Origin of the sequence: uncultured Alistipes sp. (assembly GCF_910580175.1) — a bacterium.
Classification (GTDB): Bacteria; Bacteroidota; Bacteroidia; order Bacteroidales; family Rikenellaceae; genus Alistipes.
Genome location: NZ_CAJTXD010000001.1, coordinates 251657 through 268841, shown reverse-complemented (window position 1 = coordinate 268841; position 17185 = coordinate 251657). Strand labels below are relative to the sequence as shown.

Below are 17185 nucleotides of genomic sequence, written 5' to 3'. Positions count from 1 at the left end.
GCCGGACTTTCCGCGTTCCGGAAAGGGGCGCGGAAAGTTCTTCGTCGTACGGCCTCCGTTGCCGTCTTCGATTTTTCCTAAACTTTTAACTGATAATCTAAATGACTGATATTAAAAATAAGATGACGAACTGGCGTTGGTGGATGTGCCTGCTGTTGTTCGTCGCCACGACGGTCAATTATCTCGACCGCCAGGTGCTTTCGCTCACTTGGAAAGACTTCATCGCCCCCGAGTTCCACTGGACCGATTCCGATTACGGTACGATTACCGGTTTCTTCTCGATTTTCTATGCCGTGGCTTGCTTCTTCGCCGGTAAGTTCGTCGATTGGATGGGCACCAAGAAAGGTTATCTGTGGGCCATCGGCGTCTGGTCGCTCGGTGCCTGCATGCACGCAGGTTGCGGGTGGGCCACGATGCACATCGAGGGTTACGATTCCTTGGCTGTGATGACCGCCGTGGAGGCAGGTTCCAACGCGGCGCTCGCGATCGCTACGGTCAGCGTATGGCTTTTTCTCGCCTGCCGCGCCATTCTCGCCCTCGGCGAGGCCGGCAACTTCCCTGCCGCCATTAAGGTTACCGCAGAATACTTCCCCAAGAAAGACCGTGCGTTCGCCACTTCGTTGTTCAATGCCGGTGCTTCTGTCGGTGCGTTGATCGCTCCGCTGACCATCCCCGTGTTGGCTTCGGCCTGGGGTTGGGAGATGGCTTTCATTATCATCGGTGTGTTGGGCTTCGTCTGGATGTTCTTCTGGGTTTTCATGTACGATAAGCCGAGCGAGTCCAAGTTCGTCAACCAGGCCGAACTCGATTATATGTTGCAGGACGAGAAGGAGCAGCCCGCCGAGACGAAATCGGCCGCCGAGGAGAAGACCATTCCGTTCATCAAGTGCTTCGGTTACAAGCAGACTTGGTCGTTCATCGTCGGCAAGTTCTTTACCGATGGGGTGTGGTGGTTCTATCTCTTTTGGGCGCCGGCTTATTTCTCCGAGTGCGGTTATTCGATGGAGACTACCATGGGTAAGATGCTCGTCTTCGTGCTCTACCTCATCGTTACCGTCATTTCCATCGGCGGCGGTTATCTGCCTAAGTTCTTCGTCGAGCAGAAGCGCATGGAGCCTTATTCGGGCCGCATGCTCGCCATGTTGATCTTTGCGTTCTTCCCCCTCTTCGCGCTTTTCGCGCAGCCTTTGCAGGGTTTCTCCGTCTGGTTCCCCGCATTGATCATCGGTATCGCCGGCGCCGGTCACCAGGCTTGGTCGGCCAACCTCTTCTCGACCATCGGCGACATGTTCCCCAAGTCGACCATCGCCACGATTACCGGCATCGGCGCTATGGCCGGCGGCGTCGGTTCGTTCCTCATCAACAAGGGCGCCGGCATGCTCTTCGATTACTCGGCTGCCCAGGGTGCCGACTTCTCGTTCTTCGGTTTCTCCGGCAAGCCCGCCGGTTACATGATCGTCTTCTGCATCTGCGCCGTGGCCTACCTCTTGGCTTGGAGCATCATGAAGGCGCTTGTGCCGAAGTATAAGCCGATCGAACTCAAATAATCTTGTTAAAATCGTAAAACGAAATATTGGTTATGATCAAAGAATTAAATAAGTCGACCGTCGCCAAGACGGAGCGTCCCGTGAAGATCCTCCAGTTCGGCGAGGGTAATTTCTTGCGTGCGTTCGTCGATTGGCAGATCGACATCGCCAACGAGAAGGGCGTCATGAATGCAGGCGTGGCCATCTGCCAGCCCATCCTCGACCCCGAGCACAAGGTGTTGGGCATGATCGACATGCTCCACAAGCAGGACAACCTCTACCATGTCTATCTGGAGGGTATCGAGAACAAGCAGCCCAAGAAAGACGTGCGTCTGGTCAAAAGCGTCATGGATTCGTTCAATCCCTACGTCGACTATGCCAAGTACGAGCAGTATTTCCTCTCGCCCGAGTTGAAGATTACCATCTCCAACACGACCGAGGCAGGCATCCGTTACGAGGAGGGCGACGACTTGACCGCCTGCCCGCCCAAGTCCTATCCCGCTAAGATGACGGCACTGCTCTACAAGCGTTTCAAGCACTTCAACGGCGATCCTACCAAGGGCCTTTGCATCATCTGCTGCGAGTTGATCGAGAACAACGGTTCCACGCTCCACGAGTACGTCATCAAGCACGCCGAGTACAACAAGCTCGGCCAGGACTTCATCGACTGGGTCGAGAAGAACTGCCACTTCTGCGATACGCTCGTCGACCGCATCGTGCCGGGCTTCCCCCGCGATACGATCAACGAGATCAAGGAGGAGATCGGTTACGACGACAACCTCGTCGTCAAGGCCGAGTTGTACCACTTGTGGGCCATCGGCGGCCCCGGTTATAAGGAGGTCATGAAAGAACTGCCCCTCGACAAGGCCGGCCTGCATGTCATCTTCATGCCGTCGATCAAGCAGTTCCGCGACAAGAAGGTGCGCATTCTCAACGGTTCGCATACCGGCATGGTGCCCATCGCCTTGCAGATGGGTTGCGAGACCGTCATGGATGCGTTCAATACGCCCGCCATCGAGAAGTTCGTCAACGACATGGTCGCCCAGGAGGTCATTCCCATGATCGAGGAGGATCAGGAGGAGTTGAAGCAGTTCGCCGCCAGCATTCTGGAGCGTTTCTACAATCCCTACATCAAGCACATGTTGAAGTCCATTTCGCTCAACTCGCTGTCGAAATGGGAGGCACGCAATTATCCGACCGTCAAGGACAATTGGTTCAAGGCGCATCGCATCGCCGAGCACGAATGCTTCACGTTCGCCGCGCTGATCTCTCTCTACGGCCCCGAAAGCGGTTTCCAGCCCGACGATACGCAGGAGTTCGTGGAGTACATCCGCAAGAATTGGAATCCCGCCGACTTGGAGGGCACCGTGGCGAAGATCGTGCGCGAGAGCGGCATCTTTACCGTCGATTTCTCCGAGGTGCCGGGCTTCATCCCCGCCGTCGCCGCCTACCTGGCCGACATCCGCGACCTGGGCATGGCCAAGGCGCTGGACAAGTTCCTCGGCAAGTAGACCGATCGTTCATCCGGGGCAGGAGTGCGACTTCGCGAGGAGAGCGCTCCCGCCCCTTTTTCCGTGAATAGTAGAGCCATGAAACGCTTTCTGAAAATCAATGCCGCGGACAACGTCGCCGTGGCCCTCGCCGACGATCTGAAGGCCGGCGAATCGTTCGACATCGACGGCGTGCGCATTACCTTGCGCGAACCCGTCGCCCGCGGCCACAAGTTCGCGTTGCGCGACATCGCCGAGGGCGAGAATGTCGTCAAGTACGGTTATCCCATCGGCCATGCCACTGAATCCGTGGCCGCCGGTGCTTGGATCCATTCCCACAACCTCAAAACCAATCTCCGCGACGACTTGGAGTATTCCTACGCCCCCAAGGTCTACGACGTCGACTACCCCAAGCGCGACGTCAAGATCATGGGTTACCTCCGCAAGAACGACACGATGGGCATCCGCAACGAGTTGTGGATCGTGCCTTCGGTCGGGTGCGTCAACGGCCAGGCCCAGGCCATCGCCGAGCGCGTCAAGGCCGAGTGCGATTGTTCGCACCTCGACGACGTGCGGGTCTATACCCACAACTACGGTTGTTCGCAGCTGGGCGACGACCATGCCAACACCCGCAGCGCCCTCGCCGCTCTCGTGAAGCATCCCAATGCCGGTGCCGTTCTTGTTCTGGGCCTCGGGTGCGAGAACAACCAGGTTTCGGCCCTCAAGGAGGCCATCGGCGAGTGGGACGACGAGCGCGTCAAGTTCCTCATCGCCCAGGAGGTCGAGGACGAGGTCGCTGCCGGCTTCGAAATCTGCCGCGAGTTGGTCGAGAAGACCCGTGCCGACAAGCGTCAGCCGCTGCCGCTCTCTTACCTCCGTGTAGGTCTCAAGTGCGGCGGTTCCGACGGTTTTTCCGGCATCACGGCTAATCCGTTGGTGGGCCTTTTCTCCGATTGGCTCATTGCCCAGGGCGGCACTACCGTGTTGACCGAGGTGCCCGAGATGTTCGGCGCTGAGACCATCTTGATGGATCGCGCCGAGAACCGGCAGATTTTCGACCAGACCGTTTGTCTTATCAACGATTTCAAGGGTTATTTCCGCAAGTACGACCAGCCCATCTACGAGAACCCTTCGCCCGGCAACAAGAAGGGCGGCATTACTACTTTGGAAGAGAAATCGTTGGGGTGCGTCCAGAAGGGCGGTGCCCAGCAGGTCGTCGATGTCTTGAAGTATACCCAGCCGATCTGCAAGCAGGGGCTCAACCTCTTGCAGGCGCCCGGCAACGACCTCGTGGCCGCTTCGGCGCTCGCTTTGTCGGGGTGCCAGCTCGTGTTGTTCACCACCGGGCGCGGTACGCCGTTCGGGTCGTTCGTGCCCACGATGAAGATTTCGACCAACACACAGCTTTCGAAGTTCAAGTCCAACTGGATCGATTTCAACGCCGGGTCTTTGGTCGAGGACGAGGAGCCGCAGGCCGTGTTGGAGCGCTTCATCGCCAAGATTCTTGCTACGGCCGACGGCGAGCACCTGCTCCACGAGAAGACCGGTTTCAAGGAGATCGCCATCTTCAAGACGGGAGTAACGTTGTAATTGAAAATGAAAAGTTGAAAAATTGAGAATTTCAGTCTCGAACGATGCCGGAGCCGTAAGCGAGGGAGGGGCTGAAAGCGTCCGTCGGAGGGGACAATTTGCTCGCAAATTCGCGTCGGGCGCCCGAAGCCAGCGTCCAGTCCGCTCCGTAGCAGGCGGAGACAGTCGTCGGGTGGTTTTGGCTCCACCTTTTGCCATCAAAAGGTGGAAAAGAAGATTGTATGATTTGCAAATAGTCATCGTATCTCGGAGCGATGTGGTCAGTCAGAAGAAAGCAAAAGATGAAAAGTAAGTTTTTATTGTTTTTCTTGTGCATCTGTTGCGGTTGTAGACCGCAGGGCGAAAAGAGTCTCTACGTTGTCGACTGCAACGGCGGCGGCGACTTCACTACGATCCAGGCTTGTCTCGATGCTTTGCCTTCGAAGCCCGAGCAGTGGCGCGAGGTAACGGTCATGCCCGGCGTCTACCGTGAGAAAGTCACTCTCGACGTCTACAAGGACAAGGTAACGATCGCCGGCGCCGGAGAGACGCCCGATCAGGTGCGCATCGTCTGGGCCGATTTCTCGGGCAAGGTTGTCGACGGCTACGAAATGACTACCTACGATAGTTATACCATGTCGATCCAGGCCGACGACGTGCGGTTGTTGAATCTGACCGTAGAGAACGATGCCGGCAGGGTAGGGCAGGCTGTGGCGCTCGAAACCCGCGGCGACCGCATCCGGATTAAGAATTGTCGCTTGATCGGCGACCAGGATACGTTCTTTACCAAGGGTTACGTTTCGCGTGTCCATGTCGAGAATTGTTTCATCGAGGGTACTACCGATTTCATCTTCGGCCCTTCGATCGTCTTGTTCGACAATTGTACGATCCATTGCAAGGCAGATAGTTACATCACGGCTGCTTCGACCACCGAGCGCAACAAGTACGGTTATGTCTTCCGCAATTGCCGCGTCACGGCGGCCGACGGCGTGACCAAGGTCTACCTCGGACGTCCGTGGAAATCTACTGCCCGTACCGTGTGGCTCCGGTGCGAACTCCCCGCCGCCATCCGGCCCGAGGGGTGGCACAACTGGCGCGATCCCGCCCGCGAGCGTACGTCGTTCTATGCCGAGTGGCGTTGCTATGGCCCCGGTGCCGACCGCAGCGGCCGTGTCGCTTGGTCGCACGAGCTTTCCGATGAGGAGGCCGCCGATTATATTCCTGCCCATATTTTTGCCAAAAAGACCGGTTCCGAGCAGTTCCACGACGACTGGACGGGTTATTTTTAATCTTTTAACCGACCTTATCTATGAAAAAAACATTGCTTCTTTGCAGCTTTTTCTTCGCTGCCCTCGGCGTTTCCGCACAAACGGTCTGGACGCCCGATCTCGGCAACGGGAAGTATAAGAATCCCGTGCTCTATGCCGATTATTCCGATCCCGACGTCATCCGCACGGGCGACGATTTTTGGATGACCGCTTCCTCGTTCAATTGCGTCCCCGGGTTGCAGATTCTCCATTCGACCGACTTGGTAAATTGGGAGATCGTCAATACCGTCTTTGCCGCGCAGCCGCCCTACGACCATTTCGACAAGCCCCGTCACGGCGAGGGGGTCTGGGCGCCCGCCATCCGCTTCCATGACGGTTGGTATTATATTTATTGGGGCAACCCCTATGTCGGCGTCTACATGACCAAAGCGCAGGATCCGCGCGGCGAGTGGACGGAGCCGCACCTCGTCAAGAAGGTCGAGGGTGTGATCGACACTTGCCCCTTGTGGGATGACGACGGCAAGGCCTACCTCGTCCACGGTTGGGCCGGTTCGTGCGCCGGGCTTAAGAGCGTGTTGAGCGTCAGCGAGATGACGCCCGACGGCGAGCGTCTCATCGGCGAGGACGTCATGATCTTCGACGGCCACGGCGACCATCCTACGGTCGAGGGGCCGAAGTTCTACAAGCGCAATGGTTGGTACTATGTCTTCGCGCCCGCCGGCGGCGTCAAGCCCGGGTGGCAGATCGTCTTGCGTTCCAAGTCGCCGTGGGGGCCTTACGAGTGCCGTGTGGTGTTGCATCAGGGCAATACCAAGACCCCCGGTCCGCACCAGGGCGGTTGGGTCGACGACGTCGAGGGCAATTCGTGGTTCGTCCACTTCGTCGACATGTATGCCTACGGACGGGTGGTGCATTTGCAGCCCGTAACCTGGAGCGATGACGACTGGTGCATCATCGGCGTCGACCGCAACGGCGACGGCATCGGCGAGCCGGTCGACACCTATAAGAAGCCGGCTTCGCACGTCAAGAGCGCCATCAAGACTCCGGCCGACAACGACGAGTTCGACGGCCGTACGTTGGGTTTGCAGTGGCAGTGGCATGCCAACCCCCAGTTCGGTTGGTATTTCCCCAATCCCTCCGACAGCGAGCTGCGGCTCTATTGTCACAACCGGCCCGAGGGGTGGCGCAACCTTTCGGACAACGGCAACTTGTTGTTGCAGAAGATCAATGCGCCGACTTATACGGCGACGACCAAACTTCGCTTCCACCCCTCCTACGAGGGCGACCGGGCCGGTTTGATCGTCATGGGGCACGACTATGCTACGATCGGTTTGCGCTATGCCGGCGGCAAGCTCGTCGTCGAGCGCACCGCGTGCAAGCGGGCTATGAAGAAGGGCGCGCCCGAGACGGTCGACGCCTCGCAGGAGTTCGCCGCATCGGGCGATCCGGTCGACGTGTGGTTCCGCTGCCGCTTCGAGCAGAAGTGGAATGCCGACGGTACGCCGCGCTTGATGTGTAAATTCTCGTTCAGTACCGACGGCAAGCGTTTCCGCGAGCTGGGCGAGGCATTTACCGCCGAGGCCGGTCATTGGATCGGTGCCAAGGTCGGTTATTTTGCTGATGCCCAGATGCGTAAGAACGATGCCGGATGGATCGATATCGATTGGTTCCGGACGACAAAATAGCCGATCGGGCGGTGCGCTGTGCTTGTTTTCTGCACCAGGGCGCCGCAGACCGCCTTGCAGCCCGGCTGTAAGGCAGATGTAGAAAAATTATCCCCGCTTCCGAAAGGAGGCGGGGAATTTTGTTTTTCCTTGGGCGGCCGGGGCGATTCCGGCCGTTCTGGTTTTATTCGGTTGCTTTGTTTTCGATCATGCGCAGTCGGCCTGTCATGAAATATTGTAATATGCCGCGCAGGAACATGTAGAGCATGAACGCCATCCACAGCGCGTTGTTGCCGATGAGCGGATAGCCGGCGTAGTAGATAGCGAAATAGGCGGCCGTGGCCAGGAACATCGAGTTGCGCATCACGCGCGTTTCGGTGGCGCCTACCATGATGCCGTCCATGATGAACGGCATGGCGCTGGCGATCGGTATGACGATGATCCAGCCGATGTAGCGTCCCGCCAGGGCGATGATCGTCGGGGCGTCGGGTGTTGAACGGTCGACGAAAAGGCCCACCAGTTCGCGCCAGCCTCCGAGATAGATGCCCACGAAGACGACCGACACCATCGTGCCCCAGAAGATGCAGCGGCGCAGACATTGCTTGAGCGATTGCGGATCGCGGGCGCCGATGAAGCGGCCCGTCAGTGCTTCGGCCGCATAGGCGAATCCGTCGTTCATGTAAGAGAAGAGCGTGAAAAGTTGCAGCAGCAGCGTGTTTACGGCCAGCAGCGCCGGGTCGTCCATGCGGGCCGAGGCGCCCGTGAAGAACGTATAGACCGCTACGATGCAGAGCGTGCGCAACATGATGTCGCGGTTGATCAGGAAGAAAGTTTTCAGCGGGCGGATGTCCAGCACCTCCGACCATTCGATTTTCGTCAGCATGCGGCCGTATTTCCACACCAGCAGGGCCGCCGACAGCCCCACGCCGCACCATTGGGCCAGCACCGAGGCGTAGGCTATGCCTACGATGCCCATGTCCATGCCGAAGGCGAACCAGAGACTGCATAGAATATGTATGATGTTGACTGCCAATGCCGTGAACATCGGAATCACGGCGTTCTGCATGCCCGTGAACCAGCCGTTGAATCCGAAAAGCATGATGCCCGCCGGCACGGCCCAGATGCGGGCGTAGAAATAGTCGCGTGTCATCGCTCCGCCGTTCATGGCCCAGAGCGCCAGTTCACCCACGGGCCATTGCAGCGCCACCATCAGAACGCCCATCAGCGCCGCCACGGTCAGCGCCCGGGCCAGCATGTTGGAGCATTCGTGGAGGTCGCCCGCACCGTAGGCTTGGGCCGTCAGGCCGCTCGTGCCCATGCGTACGAACGAGCAGTTCCAGTAGATGAAGTTGAAGATCGAGACTCCGATGGCCAGTGCGCCGATCGTCGCCGCCGAGTCTGCGCCCCAATGCCCCGCTATGGCGGTTGAGACGATGCCCATCAGCGGTACGGTAATGTTCGACACGATGTTGGGCAGCGCTATGCGCATTATTTCACGGTTCATGTTCATTGCGAGCGCAAAAATAGGAATAAGCGAGGGTAAAAGCAAGCCCGCTTGCATTTTGCCGAGCGAGATGAAGCCAAAAATAGAAATTATGAGCGAGAAATAAAAACGCACCGGCCGCGTATGGCTCGAAAACGCGGAAAGTGCAGCGCGTATTTTGAATTGCTGTTTTTTCGCTCTATCTTTACCTCAAAATTCGGTAGTCATGTTCCGTTTGCTTTGTTTCGTTTTCGCTTTGTCTGCGTTCGTTTCGTGCGGGCGTCGCTCGGCGCAGCCCCGGACTCCGGTTTCTGTGCCGCAGCATGTATTTTTGCCGCCCGTTCCGCCCGTGGCGCTTTCGTTGGATGAGAAACGCGATTTCTTGCGCGAGCATTTTTGGGATCGCTTCGATTTCGGCGACACGCTTTTCGTCAGCCAGGCCGACAGTGCGCGGATGTTGGACCTCTACGCGCAGTTCATTACCGTGATTTCCGATCGTCCGACCGATCCGGCGCCCATCCAGGCGCTCATGGCGCGGGCCGCCGTTTCGCGTCCCATGTTGGATTACTTCGTCTGGCTCGCTTCGCAGGTGCTCGCTGATCCCAATTCGGCGTTGCGCAACGACGAGTTTTACATTCCCGTGCTCCAGGCGCAGCTGGCCGCGCCGTTCTACGACGAGTACGAGCGCATCGGCCCCGATTACGAGTTGCGCACCGCCATGCAGAACCGTCTGGGGCAGCCGGCCAACGATTTCCGGTATACGCTGGCTTCCGGAGCTTCCGGTTCGCTCTATCGTCTCAAGGCCGATTACGTCTTGTTGTTCATCAACAACCCCGGGTGCCCCATGTGTCGCCAGATCCGCGATGAAATCTGCGCTTCGCCCATGCTCACACGGTTGATCGGGGCTGGGCGGTTGAAGGTGCTGGCGTTCTATCCCGACGAAGACCTCGGCGAGTGGATGAACTACCGCGAGCATATCCCCGCCACATGGATCAATGCCTATGACAAGGGTTGCGTCGTGCGCGAGACTTCGGCTTACAACCTTTCGGCCATTCCTGCGCTCTACCTTTTCGACCGCAGCAAGCGGGTGTTGGTCAAGGATGCGACCGATGTCTCGCTCATCGAGCAGGCGATCGCCTGGCACGAGCAGTCCGCGAACGGTTTATAAGCGTTGCTTATCGGCCTATAAAAAAAGACGATGACCGTCTTGGCGTTTATTCGCTTCGATTCATTATTTTTGTATCGGAAAACAAACTATTACACACCAAACATTTTACGATTATGGCAAAGAAATGGCGTTGCAGCGTCTGTGGTTATATCCACGAAGGCCCCGAGGCACCCGAGCAGTGCCCCATGTGCAAGGTTGGCAAGGAGAAATTCGTCGAAGTCCAGGAGCAGGACGGCGATTTGGATTTCGTTACCGTTCATAAGATCGGCGACGGCAAGGGTGCCAGCGCCGAGTTGTGGGAGGGCTTGCAGAACCACTTCATGGGCGAGTGCACCGAGGTGGGCATGTATCTGGCCATGAGCCGGCAGGCCGACCGCGAGGGTTATCCCGAGATCGCCGAGGCTTACAAGCGTTATGCTTGGGAGGAGGCCGAGCACGCTTCGAAGTTCGCCGAGTTGATCGGCGAGGTGGTATGGGATACCAAGACCAACCTCTACAAGCGTATGAACGCCGAGTGCGGCGCCTGCGAGGACAAGATGCGTCTGGCCCGTCTGGCCAAAGAGCAGAACCTCGACGCCGTGCATGACACCGTGCATGAGATGGCCAAGGACGAGGCCCGTCACGGCAAGGGTTTCGAGGGTCTCTACAAGCGTTACTTCAAGTAGCAGACCTGCCGTTTTCAATAGAAGAACGGTTCCGAAAATTTCGGAACCGTTCTTTTTTTATTCGGTGCGGCGCAGCTCGTTGCGCAGGCGGATGAAGAAGTCCAGTTTGTGGACGACCCAGTCGTAGCCTTGTTTGAGCAGCCGGGCTACATCGTAGACCGTATCGAGCCGGTCGCGGATCTGTTGGATCGTTCCTCTGAGCGTCAGGAAGTAGATGCCGGCGGTCGCAGCCAGGAACAGACCGCCTACCGCGAGCGTCGACCAGATCAGCGAGTCCAGAAGTTCCGCCAGCCAGACGACCAGAGCCGTGATGAGCAGCACCACAGCGATCATGGCCGCCATGCAGAAGAGCAGCAGCCAGATGGCGAAGTGCCCGCCCGAAGCGTTTTTGTTGTTCGTCGACATACGGCGTTCGGATGCACGATCGGTTTAGTGTTCGCACTTGCAGCGTGCTTCCTCGATCTGCTCGTGCACCTTGTCGACCTGGTTTTTCATCTTGTCGATTTCGTCGTTGATGAAATCCTTGATTTGCTTGCGCGTTTCGGGGCCGGACTGCGGGGTAAAAAGCATGGTAAGGGCCGAGCCGACGATCAGGCCGCCCAGCAGCGAAGTGATGATGATACCTGTGTTTTTCATGGTTGTTGATTTTTAAGATTCATTGTCTCCGTTTTGCAAAGTCCGGGCCAAAAGAGCTATCTTTGCGGTATGACGGACAATCTTTTCACTTCGGTAGCTTTCACAGGCCACCGTACCTACGACGGCCGGGCCGACGGGGCATTGCGGCAGATCGTCGCCGCGTGCCATTCCCGGGGTGCGCGCATGTTCTTCAGCGGCATGGCCGTGGGGTTCGACATGGCTGCCGCCGAGGCCGTGTTGGCGTGTCGGGCGATGCTGCCCGGGACGCGTCTGGTCGCTGTCGTCCCTTTCGAGGGGCAGCAGACGCGTTTTTCTCCGGTCGACAAGGCCCGGTTCGAGCGGATCGTGGCCGCGGCCGACGAGACGGTCGTTCTCTCGGCCGGCTATCATCGGGGTGTCTATGCGGTGCGCAACGATTTTCTCGTCGACCATGCCGGGTCTCTGATCGCTTGGTTCGACGGATCGCCCGGCGGTACGCATTATACCGTGCGTCGGGCCTTGCGGCTCGGGCGCCGCATCGACAACCTTTGTTCCGCGGGGCCTGCTTTCCCGCTGCCCGCCCCGACCTTGTTTTAATAAAGGCGGCCCTATTGATATAAAAAGCGGAACCCCTTCGCGAGGTTCCGCCCGATGGCCGGCCATGCTTGCCGATCAATAGGTTTCCAGCGTTTGCAAAAATGCTTCGGTTTCTTTCGAGGCTCCTCCTTTATTGCTTGTTTCGAAATTGAACGATAAAAGCAATCCGTTATGCCACGTGTGATATGTGGTTGTTGTGGAATTAGGTTCGAAGTGTCCGACATGCTTCAGAAATCGGATGCCATTGATCTCTTCGATTTTGTTTTCGATCCATTGTCCGTCGGGGAAAAATCTTTCTGCCCGGGCGTTTAAAAATCCGGCAATATCGTCTACTGAGTCAAAGTCTTCCCCGACCGATTCCCCTAAACCGGACACTCCGTTTATGTAAATTTCACATGAAGGGCTGAATGTCCTGATCCGGTATACTGCATACGTCGAGTCGGTTTCTTCGGTGTGTTCGGTCGTTATGGCTGTAAATCCGGTCGGCACCGTGAACCGTATGCCCAGTTCCGGGCAGTCGTACGGTTGTTCGTGGTCGATCAGCGGCGTATCTTCGGCCTGCACCATGCGCCACGATTGGTAGCCTGCTCCGGCAATTGCCAGCGCCGTACATACGGCCGTTACGATCGCTTTCTTGCAAGCTGCATTTTCGCCGCGTGCCCGCATGATCCGTACATAGGCCGTCAGGCCGTTGAGCGCTTGTATGGCTCCCCATACGATGGCGCCCGTCGCTATTACGTAGCGTCCGCCCGCTTCGGTCAGGTAGTAGGACAAGAATGTGAATGCCAGGCCGCCCACGCACCACAGCAGGCCTAAAAGCATGTTGCGCCGCGCTCCTTTCAGCACTTCTTCGTCCGTCGTTGCGTCGCAGTCCGGTTCTTCGTGTTCTTGCTCCGGCATATCGGATACCGGTTCGAAAACTTTCTTTTCGTTCTCTTCCATTGTTCGTTCGGTTTGTTTCTGTGTTGCAAATTTACAAAATACCCGCTCCGCATACGCATTCTTGCGAAAAAAAATTCTCCGTTCAGACAAAATTCGCTCCGTGCAGGCATTGTTCTTAAAAAAAATACCGGTTTCCCATTGCGGGAAACCGGTAAGCAGAAGCCGGAACGATGTTCTATTTCCAGTTCAGAATCTTGTGGAAGTCGAATTCTTCCGGATTGGGTACATACTGTTTGGCCGCTTCGTAGTCGGCCGGAGTGATGGCGTTCAGGATGTTTTCGACCACCGACGAGAACTTGTCGGAGTGGATGTCCACCAGACGGGGCGGAATCTTGCCCGTTTCGGGGTCTTGCAGATCTTTCAGATAGAGCGGCGACACGTTGCCTTCGGAGTCTACGTAAACCATGCAGCCCGTTTTGCCCTCGGTAAAGAGTTTGTGCACGCCGATACCCAGTTCCGAGCAGTAGGTCAGGTCGTAGGCGATCGGAGTCTGGCAGCGGATTTCGTAGCCCAGTTCCACGGGGCGGCTCTTGACTTTGAGGCCCAGTTCCTTGACGCGTTTTTCGATCATTTCGTTGAAGATGTGCGCCTTCGATACCTTGCCCAGTTCCGGGTGGCCGTGTTCGTCGTAGGTAAAGTGGATGCCGCTCTTGCGGATTTCTTCGTCGCTGAGCGCATGGAATACGCCTTCCGAGATCACGGCGGCGCCGTAGTCCATGCCCATGATCTTGCGTTTGATGATCGACGAGATGACCATGTTTACGATCTTCTCGACCGTGATTTCCGTCTTGTTGAACATCTCGGGGATGACGATCATCGGGTAGTGGCAGGCTTCGCCGATGCCGAACGCCAAGTGGCCGGCGCTGCGGCCCATGGCTGCCAGAACGAACCAGTTGCCGCTCGTGCGGGCGTCCACATAGACGGCGCGGGCGATCACGGCACCTTTGTCCTTGGCCGATTCGTAGCCGAACGTCGGCGTGCCCTTGGGCAGGGGCAGGTCGTTGTCGATGGTCTTCGGCACGTGGATGTTGGCGATGGGGTATTTCTTGCTCTCCAGGAACTTGGCGATGCGGTTGGCCGTCGATGCGGTGTCGTCGCCGCCCACCGTTACCAAGAGCTTGATGTTGTTGTCGGTAAAGAACTGGAGGTTGAAGTTGTTCTCGAAGTCCGAGTCCTTGGGTTTGAAGCGGCTCATCTGCAAGAACGACCCGCCCTGGTTGAAGATGCTGTCGGCCATGCGGTAGTCGATGTCTACGGTGCGGGGCTGGGGAATGAAGAGTCCTGTATAGCCTTCGTGCAGGCCGATCACGCGATAACCGTTGTGCAGGAATGTCTTGGCGACGCTGCCTACCACGGTGTTCATGCCGGGAGCGGGGCCGCCGCCGGTCAGAATAGCAATAGCTTCTTTCATGATATTTGTGGAATGAAATTTGTTTTTCGAAGGTTAAAAATACGATTTATTTTCGAAATCAACAAAAAATGGGAAGTTTCCTTTGCGAAACTTCCCAGACGGAAATGCGGTAATTATGGTTTACTCAACTACCGTAACGTTCACGGCCTGTTCGCCTTTGGCACCGGTGCCGACCTCGAACTCGACGTGCTGGCCTTCGTTGAGCGACTTGAAACCATCCGTTAAGATGCCCGAGAAGTGAACGAAAATCTCCTTGCCGTTCTCCCCGGTAATGAATCCGTAGCCTTTCTTGCTATCGAACCATTTTACTTGACCTTTCATAAAAAAGTGATTAAAGAGTTTGTTATTCGCAGCAAAGTAACGCAAAAAACGTTGGTTTTCAAAACTTATCGGCGTATTTTTTCGACTTTGCGGGATTTTTTTTATATTTGTCCCTACCAAACAGGTTATCGATAGGCGTATGAACAGAAATTTGAAGTTGCTTTTGGCTTCCTTGCTGGGTTTTTCGGCCGCATGTTCTTCGGTGCGCAGCACGCCGGCGCAGAGCGCTCCGACGCAGGAGCAGACTCCGGACGGGGTAGAGGCGGATACGGTGCGCCATCGGATCGTGGTAATGTACGGCGTGCGTCCTCCGCAGCGTCGGCAGCCGGGTGTCGATCCCGTGGCCGAGCGTCCCGTCGATTCGCTCGATGTTTCTTTGAAGCGTGCGCCGCAGTCGGAGCATTCGGACGAATAGCCATGTCTCCGCGTCGGTTGGGCCTCCGCAAGCACTTGGCTCTCAATATTTTTTCCGACCTTTATCGTTCGACGGTCGCCGAGCATCGTCTCGATACGCTCTTTTGGGAGTGTACGTTGCGGTGCAACCTCGCATGCCGTCATTGCGGGAGCGATTGTCGTGTCGATCCGGGTGTCGGGGACATGCCGGTCGACGATTTCCTCCGGGTGCTCGACCAGGAGATCACGCCGCATGTCGACCCTGCGTCGGTGCTGGTCATTTTCTCGGGTGGCGAAGTGCTCTTGCGCGACGATCTGGAGCATGCCGGGCGCGAAGTTTCGCGCCGGGGGTATCCGTGGGGCATGGTTACCAACGGCATGGCGTTGACCGAGCGGCGTTTGCAGGGGTTGATCGATGCCGGTTTGCGAACCATTTCGGTAAGTCTCGACGGTTTCGAACGCGAACATAATTACCTCCGGTGCCATCCGTTGAGTTATTCCAAGGCGCTCGACGCCCTTCGGTTGATCGTCCGCGAACCCGGACTGGCTTACGACGTGGTTACTTGCGCCACAGGGGCGTTGGTGCCGCAGTTGGAGGAGTTCCGCGATATGTTGATCGCCGAGGGCGTGCGGTCGTGGCGACTTTTTTCGATCTTTCCGATGGGCCGGGCCAAGGACGATGCGTCATTGCGATTGACCGATGCGCAGTTCCGTGAGTTGCTGGAGTTTATTCGACGTACGCGGCAGGAGGGCCGCATCGACGTAAGCTATGCCTGCGAGGGGTTTCTCGGGGGGTACGAGGCGGAGGTGCGCGACCAGTTCTACCAGTGTGCTGCCGGGGTGTCGGTCGCTTCGATCCGGGTTGATGGGGCGATTTCGGGCTGCACTTCGATCCGGGCCAATTTCCACCAAGGGAATATTTACCAAGATAAATTCTGGGACGTGTGGCAGAATCGTTTCGAGCCGTTCCGCAATCGGGAGTGGGCGCGCCGCGGGGCGTGCAGCGACTGCCGGATGTTCCGTTATTGTCTCGGCGGCGGCATGCACCTCCGCAACGACAACGGCGATCTGCTTTATTGTCATTACAAGCGCTTGTAGGACGCAGAATTGTATCTCGAATAAAAAAGCCGATCCTTACAAGGATCGGCTTTTTTGTTGTGTGCGAGGTCATCCGTCTTGTGTCATTCGGGTTGAGCGGTAAGATGACGTTTTATACTCGAATACGTCTCTTTGACCCAAAATGTTTCATCGATCCCCCTGATCGTGAGCGTGCAGCAGCTCGTGAGCCGGCGCAGCATGGGCAAGCGGCGCAGTTCTTCGTCGGTAAAGCGCGTGCGTTCTTCGACGAGTACGATGTCTTCGATGCGGATCAACCATCGTTTCGACGAGAGACTGGTAAGCTCGATGTAGGGTTGCATGGATCGTTTTTTTTCGGGGCCTTGGCAAGAAGCATACCAAGGTGCGGCCGACCGTCCGTTCGGTTTTTCCGACTGCCGCAAGATCGTATTTTTTTGCAGAATTTTTTGCGTTTTCGGATTTTAGATGTATCTTTGTGCGCTCTTATGATGGTAGGGGCTTTGTTCGGGGTGTAGCGCAGTCCGGTTAGCGCGCCAGCTTCGGGAGTTGGAGGTCGCTGGTTCGAATCCAGTCTCCCCGACAAAATGAACAGACTGCCAGTCGGCGGTCTGTTTTTCGTATCGGAACGGGGTGTAGCGCAGTCCGGTTAGCGCACCTGCTTTGGGAGCAGGGAGTCGCTGGTTCGAATCCAGTCTCCCCGACAAAAGACAATCATGAAAAACTCTGCTTTCAAGCAGAGTTTTTTATTGCATAGCGTGGGGGCTATGCGTTCGCCTCAAAGGTTATTGTTTTTTGCAGCTTTACTTTGCGCTTTTTTAGTCGATCTGTGCATTATTTCGATGGCAAGCCGAGTATCTTTGCCATATTTTTCGTCAAATTCTTTTTGAAAAATATATTGATTATCAATTAAATCGAAATACATATTTTCCCCGGATGAACTCCACTGCAAAAACCCCATATCATTAGAGAGTAGGTAGTCGATAGTTTGCAATGCAA

Annotated in this window: 17 protein-coding genes and 2 tRNA genes; 12 read left to right on the top strand and 7 right to left on the bottom strand. The window is 56.7% G+C overall.

Going from position 1 to position 17185, the window contains the following annotated elements; all coding sequences use genetic code 11:
* Positions 1-101: 101 nt before the first annotated feature.
* The 5 genes from QZ298_RS01180 (at position 102) to QZ298_RS01160 (ending at position 7538) form a co-directional block, all read left to right on the top strand.
* A complete protein-coding gene (locus QZ298_RS01180) occupies positions 102-1547 on the top strand; it encodes an MFS transporter (RefSeq protein WP_296004829.1) in 1446 nt (481 codons plus the stop codon).
* 32 nt (positions 1548-1579) lie between these two features.
* A complete protein-coding gene (locus QZ298_RS01175) occupies positions 1580-3037 on the top strand; it encodes a tagaturonate reductase (RefSeq protein WP_296004826.1) in 1458 nt (485 codons plus the stop codon).
* Positions 3038-3115: 78 nt separating this feature from the next.
* Positions 3116-4606 (top strand): UxaA family hydrolase, encoded by a 1491-nt coding sequence (locus QZ298_RS01170; RefSeq protein WP_296004824.1) that lies wholly within the window; start codon positions 3116-3118, stop codon positions 4604-4606.
* Between the two features lie 281 nt (positions 4607-4887).
* Positions 4888-5874: a pectinesterase family protein gene (locus tag QZ298_RS01165; protein ID WP_296004822.1), complete on the top strand. Its 987-nt coding sequence runs from the start codon at positions 4888-4890 to the stop codon at positions 5872-5874.
* A 20-nt stretch (positions 5875-5894) separates the two neighbouring features.
* Positions 5895-7538: a glycoside hydrolase 43 family protein gene (locus QZ298_RS01160; RefSeq protein ID WP_296004820.1), complete on the top strand. Its 1644-nt coding sequence runs from the start codon at positions 5895-5897 to the stop codon at positions 7536-7538.
* A 163-nt stretch (positions 7539-7701) separates the two neighbouring features.
* Here the strand turns inward: QZ298_RS01160 and QZ298_RS01155 are convergent, their stop codons facing one another.
* Positions 7702-9027, bottom strand: a complete 1326-nt coding sequence (locus QZ298_RS01155; RefSeq protein WP_296004818.1) for an MATE family efflux transporter — start codon at positions 9025-9027, stop codon at positions 7702-7704.
* Positions 9028-9226: 199 nt separating this feature from the next.
* Between QZ298_RS01155 and QZ298_RS01150 the strand changes: the two genes are divergently transcribed.
* Both QZ298_RS01150 and QZ298_RS01145 read left to right on the top strand, forming a co-directional pair.
* Complete coding sequence (locus tag QZ298_RS01150; RefSeq protein ID WP_296004817.1) at positions 9227-10168, top strand: DUF5106 domain-containing protein; 942 nt, start codon at positions 9227-9229, stop codon at positions 10166-10168.
* A gap of 113 nt (positions 10169-10281) precedes the next feature.
* Positions 10282-10833, top strand: a complete 552-nt coding sequence (locus QZ298_RS01145) for an NADH peroxidase (protein ID WP_296004815.1) — start codon at positions 10282-10284, stop codon at positions 10831-10833.
* Between the two features lie 57 nt (positions 10834-10890).
* Here QZ298_RS01145 and QZ298_RS01140 read toward each other — a convergent pair whose 3' ends face one another.
* Both QZ298_RS01140 and QZ298_RS01135 read right to left on the bottom strand, forming a co-directional pair.
* Positions 10891-11238 carry a hypothetical protein gene (locus QZ298_RS01140; RefSeq protein ID WP_296004814.1) on the bottom strand — a complete coding sequence of 116 codons (348 nt, stop codon included), beginning with the start codon at positions 11236-11238 and terminating at the stop codon, positions 10891-10893.
* 24 nt (positions 11239-11262) lie between these two features.
* A complete protein-coding gene (locus tag QZ298_RS01135; RefSeq protein WP_296004813.1) occupies positions 11263-11469 on the bottom strand; it encodes a YtxH domain-containing protein in 207 nt (68 codons plus the stop codon).
* 69 nt (positions 11470-11538) lie between these two features.
* Here QZ298_RS01135 and QZ298_RS01130 point away from each other — a divergent pair, with 69 nt between their 5' ends.
* Positions 11539-12045, top strand: a complete 507-nt coding sequence (locus QZ298_RS01130) for an SLOG family protein (RefSeq protein ID WP_296004812.1) — start codon at positions 11539-11541, stop codon at positions 12043-12045.
* 75 nt (positions 12046-12120) lie between these two features.
* Here the strand turns inward: QZ298_RS01130 and QZ298_RS01125 are convergent, their stop codons facing one another.
* The 3 genes from QZ298_RS01125 to QZ298_RS01115 form a co-directional block, all read right to left on the bottom strand.
* Positions 12121-12987 carry a hypothetical protein gene (locus QZ298_RS01125; protein ID WP_296004810.1) on the bottom strand — a complete coding sequence of 289 codons (867 nt, stop codon included), beginning with the start codon at positions 12985-12987 and terminating at the stop codon, positions 12121-12123.
* A gap of 175 nt (positions 12988-13162) precedes the next feature.
* Positions 13163-14398: a 6-phosphofructokinase gene (locus tag QZ298_RS01120; protein WP_296004809.1), complete on the bottom strand. Its 1236-nt coding sequence runs from the start codon at positions 14396-14398 to the stop codon at positions 13163-13165.
* A gap of 120 nt (positions 14399-14518) precedes the next feature.
* Positions 14519-14719: a cold-shock protein gene (locus QZ298_RS01115; RefSeq protein WP_296004807.1), complete on the bottom strand. Its 201-nt coding sequence runs from the start codon at positions 14717-14719 to the stop codon at positions 14519-14521.
* A 139-nt stretch (positions 14720-14858) separates the two neighbouring features.
* On the opposite strand from QZ298_RS01115, the gene QZ298_RS01110 reads away from it, so the two are divergent.
* Both QZ298_RS01110 and QZ298_RS01105 read left to right on the top strand, forming a co-directional pair.
* Entirely contained in the window at positions 14859-15134 is a 276-nt protein-coding gene (locus QZ298_RS01110) for a hypothetical protein (RefSeq protein ID WP_296004806.1), read from the top strand.
* Between the two features lie 2 nt (positions 15135-15136).
* On the top strand, positions 15137-16210 hold the full coding sequence (locus tag QZ298_RS01105) for a TIGR04133 family radical SAM/SPASM protein (RefSeq protein ID WP_296004804.1): 1074 nt from the start codon (positions 15137-15139) through the stop codon (positions 16208-16210).
* Between the two features lie 83 nt (positions 16211-16293).
* Here QZ298_RS01105 and QZ298_RS01100 read toward each other — a convergent pair whose 3' ends face one another.
* On the bottom strand, positions 16294-16530 hold the full coding sequence (locus QZ298_RS01100) for a hypothetical protein (protein ID WP_296004802.1): 237 nt from the start codon (positions 16528-16530) through the stop codon (positions 16294-16296).
* Between the two features lie 164 nt (positions 16531-16694).
* Between QZ298_RS01100 and QZ298_RS01095 the strand changes: the two genes are divergently transcribed.
* A tRNA-Pro gene (locus QZ298_RS01095) sits at positions 16695-16769 on the top strand.
* Between the two features lie 46 nt (positions 16770-16815).
* Positions 16816-16890: transfer RNA gene (locus QZ298_RS01090), tRNA-Pro, on the top strand.
* Positions 16891-17185: the final 295 nt, after the last annotated feature.